Genomic DNA, 10,000 nt, shown 5'->3' with positions numbered 1-10,000 from the left:
TGATTCCGGTATTCGGTACCTATGTCGATGAACCATGGTCGGCTTCTGCGGGCATCCTGCCGCCGAAGTCGAGTTATCTGTTTCAATTCGGCGTGCGTAATGAGAAGGGTCTGGGGGCGCAGGGGCGCACCTCGACGCAGGATGACGGCGCACGCGACAGCGACATCACGCCCTTCTTTGGCGCGGAATATGGTGGCGGTGTGCCGCAAATGTATCGTCGCCGTCCTTTGATCAGCCCTGACGATATCGCCGACATGGTGATCACCAAGGTCGGCTCAGGTGTCAATCTTCTGGGCTATTACATGTTTCAGGGCGGGCAGAACCCGCCGGGGTCGCCGTCACGCGACGAAAGCATGGCCAGCGGCGGGTACAACGATGTGCCTAAGCTCGGCTACGATTTTCAGGCCCCTCTGGGTCAGTATGGTCAGGCGCACCCGGTCCTGAATAAACTCAAACCCATTCACGCCTTCCTTCAGGCCTTCGGAGATCGTCTGGCCCCGATGAGCGTTTACGCCCCTGAGATAAAACCGGCAGCCGCCGATGATCTGAAAACCCTGCGCTGGGCGTTCCGAGGCGATGGTCAGTCGGGTTTTGTCTTCGTCAATAATCACGTGCGCCAGTACGCCACGCCCGCGCATCCGGATACGCGTTTTGAGGTGAAACTCAGCGGCGAAACCCTGACCCTGCCGTCCAAAGGCGTGACAGTCGAAGAGGGCGCCGCCTTTATCTGGCCCGTCCATTTCGACCTGTCCGGCATCAATCTCCTTTGGGCCACGGCCCAGCCGGTGACGAAGTTTGATGACGGGAAGGGCGATCTTTATGTGTTCGCCGCGACGGGTCAGATCGAGCCGGAATTTGTCTTTGAAGCGAAAGCCGTGCGTACCGTTGCGGGGGCCAAAAAGACCCCGCAGGGGGTGCAGATACGATTACTGCCTGACACCGGGCGCATCGTTACCGTCACCGGCACAAACGGCAAGACCGCACGCCTGCTGCTGCTCAGCGAAGCTCAGGCGCAAAGCCTGACTACCGTGACCGTGCAGGGCCGTCCGCATCTGATCCTCAGCGCCGCACACGTCTTTGGAAACGCCGAGGGTGGCGCGACGTTCCGGCAAACCGGATCGCAATTCAAATTTGAGATTTTTCCATATTTATCAGATAATTTTTCTGCAAATCTGAAGCTAAAACGTGAAGCATCAAAGGGCCTGTTTCAAAGCTGGTCAGCCACGGCGCCAGAGGTCAAACTCACCGCTGAATGGCAGCTTCTGCGCCCGGCCGGCAAGGCACCGCCGCTGAAGACCTGGGGGCCGCGAAACACACCCGTCGTGCCTGAACCGGAGAGCTTTGGGGCTTCGGCCGCGTGGACTGTGAAGGTGCCCAAGGACGCACTGAAAGGGGTATCCGACGTCTATCTGGATGTCGATTATCAGGGCGATGTGGCAAGGCTGTTTTCAGGGCCGCAGATGCTCGACGACGAATACTATATCGGGCGGACATGGCGTATTGGGCTCAAGCGTTATGCCGACAAGCTGACGCAGCCGCTGACGCTCAGCGTCATGCCGTTGCGCGAAGATTCAAAAGTCTATTTCGACGCCAGTGTGAAACCACAATTCACAGAGGGTCAGGTGGCGCGCATCGACGCGATCCGACTGACGCCCGAATACGAACTGACGCTGAAATAGACCGGAAGGCGGGCCTAAGAGCCTGCCCATCCTATCACGAGTCAAATATCGCATAATAAATCTTATGGGAAATTTAGGCGCGCCCAGACGTGAAACCGTTGAAACGTCCGAGTGTTGAGCCATTTCCGTTTGGTTTTTGCGCCGCCTTTGCCTATATCGCTTGCATGGGAGTTGGCCATGATCCTTGTCATCGATAATTACGACAGCTTCACCTATAATCTGGTGCACTATCTGGCGGAACTGGGCGCGGAAACGCAGGTGTACCGCAACGACGCGCTGAGCGTTCAGGACGCGCTGGCGCTGAAACCCAAGGCGGTTCTGCTGTCGCCCGGACCATGTGCGCCGGATCAGGCGGGCATCTGCCTGCCGCTGCTGCGCGCTGCGCCCGAAGACTTGCCGATCTTTGGCGTCTGTCTGGGGCATCAGTCGATCGGTCAGGCCTATGGTGGCGACGTCATCCGCGCCAAGACGCTGATGCATGGCAAGACCAGCCAGATCCATCACAAAGACATCGGCCTGTTCAAGGACCTGCCCAATCCGTTCACGGCGACGCGCTATCACTCGCTGGCCATCAAGCGCGAAACCCTGCCGGACGACCTGATCGTCACCGCCTGGACCGAAGACGGCGAAATCATGGGCGTTCAGCACCGCACTCGCCCGATCCACGGCGTGCAGTTCCATCCGGAATCCATCGCCACCGAAGGCGGTCATCAGATTCTGGCCAACTTCCTGCGACTGGCCGGTATTGAGAGCCACAACCTCTATGTCTGACGCCTTCAAACCCTTGCTGGCCAAGCTGGCGGACGGTCAGACCCTGTCCGACACCGACGCTGAAATCTTCTTTTCCGCCTGCCTGCGCGGCGAACCGACCCCGGCTCAGGTGGCCGCCGCCGTGACCGCCATCCGCCTGCGCGGCGAAACTGTCGGCGAAATCGCTGCGTGCGCCCGCGCCATGCGGGCGGCGGCCAAAACGCTCGACCATCCCTATGATACGGTGGATGTCTGCGGCACCGGCGGCGACGGCCTGCACACGCTCAACATATCCACAGCCGTGGGCTTCGTAGCGGCCGGCGGCGGGCTCAAGGTCGCCAAGCACGGCAACCGCGCCATTACCTCGAAATCCGGTACGGCCGATGTCTTGGCGGCGCTGGGCGTCAATATCGACGCCTCGCCGGAACAGCAGCGCAAGGCGCTGGACGAAGCCGGTATCTGCTTCCTGTTCGCCGTAGCGCATCACGGGGCGATGAAGCATGTCTCTCCAATCCGTCAACAGCTCGGTTTCCGTACCATTTTCAACCTGTTGGGTCCCCTCACCAATCCCGCCGGTGCGCGCCGTCAGGTGGTGGGCGTGCCCTCCCCGCGCTTTATCGAACCAATTGGCAAGGCGTTGGGTCAGCTTGAGGCCGTTCATGCCTGGGTCGTGCACGGTTCCGGTCTGGACGAACTGACCACCACGGGCGAAACCGAAGTGGCGGAATGGAAGGACGGCAAGTTACGCCTGTTCACCATTACGCCCGAAGCCGTGGGCCTGCCACGCGCGGCGCTGGCTGACATTACAGGCGGCGCTCCGGAACACAATGCTGCGGCGTTGCGGCGGTTGCTGGAGGGCGAAAAAGGCCCCTATCGCGATATCGTCATGCTCAATGCTGCGGCGGCCTTCCTGGTAGGCGGGGCGGTTGATACCCTGCGCGAAGGGCTGGATCACGCCGCCGCCAGCCTCGATAACGGCAAGGCCCTGGCCGCGCTCGACCAACTCGTCACCCTTACGAACAGCTAAGACATGTCCGATATTCTGGAAAAGATTGCCACCTACAAGCGTACAGAAGTCGCCGAACGCAAGCCTGCGGCGTCTCTGGCGACTCTGGAGGCGCGCATCAAGGACGTCAGCGTACCGCGCGGCTTTCAACGCGCGCTGGTGGCCCACAAACAGCCGCGCAGTCTTTCGCTGATCGCCGAGGTCAAAAAGGCCAGCCCCTCCAAAGGTCTGATTCGTGAGGATTTCGAACCGGCCACCTTGGCGGCGGCCTATCAGGCCGGCGGAGCGTCTTGTCTGTCGATCCTGACCGATGCGCCCAGCTTTATGGGGCACGAATCGCACTTTGTGGCGGCCCGCAACGCCGTCACCCTGCCCTGCATCCGCAAAGAATTTCTTGTCGATGTGTGGCAGGTCGCCGAGTCACGCAGCCTTGGGGCCGACGCCATTCTGGTGATTATGGCTATGATCGACGACGCTCTGGCCGCCGATCTGATCGCGGCGGCCCATGCCTATGGCATGGACGCCCTGGTCGAAGTACACGACGCGCCTGAGATGGAGCGCGCGCTTAAGCTCGCCTCTCCGCTGATCGGTATAAACAACCGCAACTTAAGAACTTTTGACGTCGATCTGAAAACAACCGAAGACCTGTCGGCCATGGTCGGACCGCAGCACGTTCTGGTCGCCGAAAGCGGTATCTTCACGCCGCAGGACGTGGCGCGGCTCGAAAAAACCGGGGCCACGGCCATGCTGGTCGGCGAAAGCCTGATGCGGCAGGGCGACGTCACTCAGGCGGCGAAGAATCTGCTCACGCCCGCTTGACAAGACTCAAGAACGCATACAGAACACTTTGCACAAGTTCATGACTTGTTCACCATTCATGCGCTAAATATTGCCATGTCCGGGGACAAACTTTTGCAGCGGGTGGACCTATGCTGACGACCAAACAACGCGAACTTCTGATGTTCATTCATGAACGCATCAAGGAGACGGGGGTATCTCCGTCCTTTGATGAGATGAAGGAGGCGCTGGATCTGGCGTCGAAGTCGGGGATCCACCGGCTGATTACCGCTCTTGAAGAACGCGGCTTCATCCGTCGCCTCGCGCATCGGGCACGCGCTCTGGAAGTCATAAAGCTGCCGGATCAGGCCACGACGGCCGCCCCGCCGCGCGGACGTCAGGCCTTTGTGCCGCAGGTGGTCGAAGGTACGCGCCCCGCCGCCCCGGCCCCGGCGTCCAAGCCCGCCAATGACGAAGGCCGCGAACTGCCTCTGCTGGGCAAGATCGCCGCCGGTGTACCCATTGAGGCGCTGGGGGCCGAACGCGACCGTATCCGCGTGCCGGAAATCTTCGTCGGTTCGGGCGAGCACTATCTGCTGGAAATCGAAGGCGATTCGATGATCAATGCCGGTATTCTCGACGGCGATTATGTGATTATCAAGAAGTCGGACTCGGCGCAGTCGGGCGAAATCGTCGTGGCACTGGTCGATGGCGATACGGCTACGCTGAAGCGCCTGCGCAAGAAGGGCGCCTCTATTGCCCTTGAGGCGGCCAATCCGGCCTACAAGACGCGCATCTACAATGCCGACGAAGTGGCCGTTCAGGGCAAGCTGGTCGGTCTGATGCGCCGGTATCATTAAATCGCGTCTTGTTTGGCGACGGCTGCACCCCATATCGCTCTCGTGGAGGATGATATGGGGTTTTCTGTTCTTTATGCGATACTCATGGCCTATGGCGTTGCCTTTTTATTTCCGGAAACTCGGATAGGTCGCAGCCTTAAAGGCCTTCTGATCGACCGTCTGGCGAAGGGACTGAACACGCTTACATGGTCGAAAGTGGTGTTTGCCGCGGCGTTCGTCGCCACGGTTGTCTCGTTCGCCCCGGCGTTTCCGGCTGAGGTGGTGTTTCTGGTCGCCGCAGATACCGCCGTCTATGCCGAAATTGCGGCCATTCTCATGCTGAGCCAGGTTTTATGCCATATCAGAGACTTTTCGCACCGGGTTAGACATTGGACAAACCATAGGATCGTTCAGCCTCTGCGTCTGGCTATAAAAGGAGCCCGTCAACACAGGTCCAGACCGTCACGCAAGGCGGGATCGGATGAGACAGATGCGGCAGATCGAACGGCGGGCTTAATGTACCCATGGCCGCTGACCTCTCAGGGGTTTAGCGGCATGGATTTGCCAGCTTTTCGAACCTGATCGCGTCAGTTCCATGGCTCCCAACCGCTCGAAGTCTGAGGCGGTAATGCGATTGACCCCGGCACAGTTGGCGGGCCAGTCGGCCACCTGAGAGCGCAGGACGATCAGATCAGCGGATTGGCACAGGGCCTCTATCTGTTCAGACTTGGGGGCTTTGCGGCCGAAAGCGAAACCGACGCGGTAAGGTGCGGTGGCCGTTGGCAGGCAGACATAGCTTTTGCACACATAGTCCTGCGGGCCCCTCTGAGGAGCATGGTTCAGCGCATAGTGTTTCAACCAGAGTTGATAGCCGTACTGGCGCACAGTGGGACGCAGACTATAGGCCGTGCCATCAACGCGAAGCGCCGCATTGCTACCTTCGGCCTCCAGCCAGATATCCGGTACTGTCTCACGCGGCCAATAGATAACGGCGAGCGCCGCCAGCAGGCCGACCCAGCGCACCTGACCGCGGATCAGACACATCCACAGAACACCCGCCGTGGACAGGGCCAGCGCCAGATTGGGCGGGGCCGCCACTGTCAACACCGCGCCGGGCAAATCGGCCACAAAACCCGCAATGGCCGCGATCACAGACAGCCCCTGCTGCGCCACCCACAGGATAGGGGCCCCGAAAGGCGTGGCACTCATCACGGTGCCCAGCGCCAGCGCCGGCATAACGATAAAGCCGGTGATCGGGGCTTCGAGCAGATTGCTTAGCAGACCATACATCTGGGCGCGGCTGAAATAGAAGACGCCGAACGGTGTGGTGGCCAACCCGGCCACCGTCGAAGCCAGCACCGAGACCTTCAGTCCGTGCCACAAGCCCTGCCATCCACGCACCCACCATGGCACGTCAAGCTCGCGGACAGGATTGCGCGACACTTCGGCCAGCGCCAGAAGCGCCGCCGTGGCGCAAAACGACATCTGAAACCCCGGTTCCAGTACGGCTTCGGGCATGAGCAGCAACACGATGAGGGCGGCTATGGCCAGAGCGCGCAAACTCAATGCCCGACGGTCAAACACAATGGCCCCAAAGGCTACCCACGCGACCACGGCGGCGCGGATCGCCGGAGCCGGTGCCCCCGAAAGGGCCAGATAAAACCCCACGGCGATCATCCCCAATCCGGCGGCCCATTTCTTGATCGGGTATCTCAGCGCGATCGGTGGGCTCAGGGCCAGCGCGCCCCGGCAGGCGAAGAAGGCAAAGCCGCCGACAATCGCCATATGCAGACCAGAAATGGACAGAATATGCGCCAGCCCCGAATCGCGCATGTCTTCAACCAGTTCAGGGGCCAGAAAGGCCTGATGCCCGGTCACCATGGCGGCGGCAAATCCGCCCATGCGCGTATCCGGAATCTGCGCCATCAGACGCTGCGTCACCTCCCAGCGCAGATGATTGAGCACTACGATCCTTTGCAGCCGTGCCGGTAGCGGGGGGGTGTCGATGGTTCGAATGCGGCCGGGCGCAAACCCCACGGCCCCCACCGCATCGAACCACGCCGTGCGTGCATAGTCGTATCCGCCTGGAATACTCGGCCCCGCCGGTGGGTGGAGGATGGCAAAGACAGAGATGGACTGACCGGGGGCCAGATCTGGCGGCAGGGTGCGCAGGCTGAGGCGCACGCGGATAGGCGTTTGTTCCGGCGCGACACCCGACAGTCTCAGCGGCGCCAGCAAAAGTTTGGGTTCCGAACTGTCGGTGCCGACTATATCCATAATCACCGCATCGAGATGGAATTGCGTCTGCTGGGACATGAGCACCGGAGCCGCTACGCGCTCGGTGCGAAGTTTGCATAAGCCCACCCCCAGTGTGAACATCACGATGAACAGAAGGCCGTGGCGAACGACAACAGGCCATTGCCGCCAGACAGACAGGGCATAGATACCCCCCGCGACACCCATGACAGGTAAAATCCACAGCCAGGGCGGCTCAAAACGCAGGCTCAAATAAACGGCGCATCCCGCGCCCACAGCCACAGGCAGCCAAAGCACCAGACGGCCGACCTGCTGGGCAAGCGATTGCCGCAGAGACTGCGCCCAATCAATGGCCCGGATATGCGAAAGCCAGACGCGAAGCCGCTGCAATCCCCCTACCCCCGTCACCTCTGCTGAGCACATCCCTGACTTACAAAACATGCCCTTGCGCGGGAAGCAATAGAGGCGTGAAGTTTGCCTCCGCTTATGAAAATATTTTTCACCAGCGATAAAATGCTGCGCAGGGAAGAGACACTACGGCTAAAATCGCATGGTGTAAGGGTTCACAAAAAATTGTTAAGTCAGACAAGTTGCAACCCTGCTCGACCTTGGCATACGAATACAAAATACGTTTAAAATCATCTATATATTGCAGTTTTTGATCTGTCTCCAAGCCCCACCCGCCCCCTTCAAAAGGCTGACGAAAGCGTCAATCCATGCCACCTGACGCCTTGGTGCCTCACTGTCGCGCACACACTGATGAAAGAGGCTCTTTTCATTTAGGTTTGCACTTTATATAGCAGGTGCAACGAAAATGCCGTTTGCATTGCACACAAAGATAAGAGGTAAGCACGTCATGACCCAGACACCTCCCGCCAAAGTCACCGTAGGCGACAAGGTCATAGATCTGCCGATCCTGAAGGGCTCTCTCGGCCCGGACGTGATCGACATTCGTAAGCTCTATGCGCAGTCCGATGCCTTCACCTACGATCCGGGCTTTACCTCCACGGCGTCGTGCGAATCGAAGATCACCTATATCGACGGTGATCAGGGCGTGCTGCTGCACCGCGGCTACCCGATTGATCAACTGGCCTCGCAGTCGAACTTCCTCGAAACCTGCTACCTGCTGCTGCACGGCGAACTGCCGTCGGCCGCTGAGTACGAAAAGTTCGAAAGCACCATCACCCGTCACACCATGCTGCACGCGCAGTTCGACCGGTTCTTTGACGGTTTCCGCCGCGATGCGCACCCGATGGCCATCATGACCGGCGCGGTTGGCGCTCTGTCGGCCTTCTATCACGACAGCCTCGACATCCATGACGCCCAGCAGCGCGAAATCTCGGCGCACCGCCTGATCGCCAAGATGCCGACCATCGCCGCGCGCGCCTTCAAATACAGCGTCGGTCAGCCCTTCGTGCATCCGAAGAACAACCTGTCCTACGCCGAAAACTTCCTGCGCATGTGTTTCGCCGTGCCGGCCGAAGACTATGTGGTCGATCCGGCGCTGGTGCGTGCCATGGATCGCATCTTCATCCTGCACGCCGACCACGAACAAAACGCCTCGACCTCGACGGTTCGTCTCGCCGGGTCGTCGGGTGCCAACCCGTTCGCCTGTATCGCCGCCGGCATTGCCTGCCTGTGGGGCCCGTCGCACGGTGGGGCCAACGAAGAAGCGCTGAACATGCTGCGTGAAATCGGCACGCCGGAAAAGATCCCGGAATTCATCGCTGGCGTGAAGGACCGTCGTTACAAGCTGATGGGCTTTGGTCACCGCGTCTATAAGAACTACGATCCGCGCGCCAAGGTCATGCAGACCTCGGCCTACGAAGTTCTGGCCGCCACGGGCCGCGAAAACGACCCGCTGTTCCAGGTCGCCAAGGAACTGGAAGCCGTCGCCCTGAAGGACGACTTCTTCATCGAGCGCAAGCTGTTCCCGAACGTCGATTTCTATTCCGGCATAACCCTGTCGGCCATGGGCTTCCCGACCACCATGTTCACCGTGCTGTTCGCTCTGGCGCGCACTGTGGGCTGGATCGCCCAGTGGAAGGAAATGATCGAAGATCCGGGCCAGAAGATCGGCCGCCCGCGTCAGCTCTATACCGGCGCGACGCAACGCGACTTCGTGCCGCTGTCGCAACGCGGCTAAGCAGTTTGCACAGAAACAGAAAAGCCCGTCGGAAACGGCGGGCTTTTTTTGTTGTTTATCAGAGTGCTGCGCGGGACAAAGGCACCACACTCGTCAGGCCTTGCTGGCAGCCTCAAGCCCCAGACGCGACGCCTCCTGCCGCAGCGCCTTCTGGGCGGCGCTGAACTGCGCCGACCCGCCGCCATCGCAATTATAGAGTATGGCCAGTGTCACCTGCTCGTCGATAAAACTGCGCAGATGGCCCGTGAAGCCGTTGATCCGCCCGCCGTGTGTGCAGTAACGGCGGCTGTCTTCGGTGACGCCCAACCCGACACCGAAGCCGTAGTTCAGGGGCTCTTGGCCCTGCCGCTCCCACGCGGGTTTGCCGTTTTTCAGCAGGGCCGGTGTCATCATGGCCTCAAGGCTGTAAGGCTTGATGATCTGATGATTGAGCAGGGCCGCGTGCCAGCGACACAGGTCCTCGGTCGTCGAACGGATGGCCCCGGCCCCGCGCAGGAAGGTCGGCGAAACCGGCAGGTTGGGCAGGAAGCCCCCTCGGGTCGGCGTA

General features: G+C 60.3%; 9 protein-coding genes. 7 read left to right on the top strand and 2 right to left on the bottom strand.

All coding sequences use genetic code 11. From position 1 onward, the window contains the following. The 6 genes from LDL37_RS04855 to LDL37_RS04830 all read left to right on the top strand — a co-directional run. On the top strand, positions 1-1,679 hold a 1,679-nt coding region (locus LDL37_RS04855; RefSeq protein WP_290795120.1), incomplete at its 5' end, for a hypothetical protein. A gap of 177 nt (positions 1,680-1,856) precedes the next feature. Next, complete coding sequence (locus LDL37_RS04850; protein ID WP_126423752.1) at positions 1,857-2,450, top strand: aminodeoxychorismate/anthranilate synthase component II; 594 nt, start codon at positions 1,857-1,859, stop codon at positions 2,448-2,450. Continuing rightward, positions 2,443-3,456, top strand: coding sequence for an anthranilate phosphoribosyltransferase (trpD, locus tag LDL37_RS04845; protein WP_290795117.1), 1,014 nt, complete (start codon positions 2,443-2,445; stop codon positions 3,454-3,456). The genes LDL37_RS04850 and trpD overlap by 8 nt, the downstream gene beginning before the upstream one ends. 3 nt (positions 3,457-3,459) lie before the next feature. Next, positions 3,460-4,254, top strand: a complete 795-nt coding sequence (gene trpC, locus LDL37_RS04840; RefSeq protein ID WP_290795115.1) for an indole-3-glycerol phosphate synthase TrpC — start codon at positions 3,460-3,462, stop codon at positions 4,252-4,254. 110 nt (positions 4,255-4,364) lie between these two features. Next, positions 4,365-5,072: a transcriptional repressor LexA gene (gene lexA, locus LDL37_RS04835; RefSeq protein ID WP_290795113.1), complete on the top strand. Its 708-nt coding sequence runs from the start codon at positions 4,365-4,367 to the stop codon at positions 5,070-5,072. Between the two features lie 54 nt (positions 5,073-5,126). Further along, positions 5,127-5,633, top strand: coding sequence for a hypothetical protein (locus LDL37_RS04830; protein WP_290795111.1), 507 nt, complete (start codon positions 5,127-5,129; stop codon positions 5,631-5,633). On the opposite strand, the gene LDL37_RS04825 is transcribed toward LDL37_RS04830, so the two are convergent. Beyond that, the gene (locus tag LDL37_RS04825) at positions 5,565-7,730 is read right to left on the bottom strand and encodes a ComEC/Rec2 family competence protein (protein WP_290795108.1); all 2,166 of its coding nucleotides are present in this window, start codon (positions 7,728-7,730) and stop codon (positions 5,565-5,567) included. The two genes, LDL37_RS04830 and LDL37_RS04825, sit on opposite strands and share 69 nt — an antisense overlap. 433 nt (positions 7,731-8,163) lie before the next feature. Between LDL37_RS04825 and gltA the strand changes: the two genes are divergently transcribed. After that, entirely contained in the window at positions 8,164-9,453 is a 1,290-nt protein-coding gene (gene gltA, locus LDL37_RS04820; RefSeq protein ID WP_126423746.1) for a citrate synthase, read from the top strand. Positions 9,454-9,546: 93 nt separating this feature from the next. On the opposite strand, the gene LDL37_RS04815 is transcribed toward gltA, so the two are convergent. Then, on the bottom strand, positions 9,547-10,000 hold a 454-nt coding region (locus LDL37_RS04815; RefSeq protein WP_290795105.1), incomplete at its 5' end, for a serine hydrolase.

The sequence above is a fragment of the Asticcacaulis sp. genome (genome assembly GCF_020217185.1).
Classification (GTDB): Bacteria; Pseudomonadota; Alphaproteobacteria; order Caulobacterales; family Caulobacteraceae; genus Asticcacaulis.
This window is presented reverse-complemented; position numbering and strand designations above follow the sequence as displayed.

Bases quoted from the DNA above. Each gene is read 5' to 3' on its own strand.
- LDL37_RS04850 (WP_126423752.1), top strand. From the start codon at position 1,857: ATGATCCTTGTCATCGATAATTACGACAGCTTCACCTATAATCTGGTG.
- trpD (WP_290795117.1), top strand. From the start codon at position 2,443: ATGTCTGACGCCTTCAAACCCTTGCTGGCCAAGCTGGCGGACGGTCAG.
- trpC (WP_290795115.1), top strand. From the start codon at position 3,460: ATGTCCGATATTCTGGAAAAGATTGCCACCTACAAGCGTACAGAAGTC.
- lexA (WP_290795113.1), top strand. From the start codon at position 4,365: ATGCTGACGACCAAACAACGCGAACTTCTGATGTTCATTCATGAACGC.
- LDL37_RS04830 (WP_290795111.1), top strand. From the start codon at position 5,127: ATGGGGTTTTCTGTTCTTTATGCGATACTCATGGCCTATGGCGTTGCC.
- LDL37_RS04825 (WP_290795108.1), bottom strand. From the start codon at position 7,730: ATGTGCTCAGCAGAGGTGACGGGGGTAGGGGGATTGCAGCGGCTTCGC.
- gltA (WP_126423746.1), top strand. From the start codon at position 8,164: ATGACCCAGACACCTCCCGCCAAAGTCACCGTAGGCGACAAGGTCATA.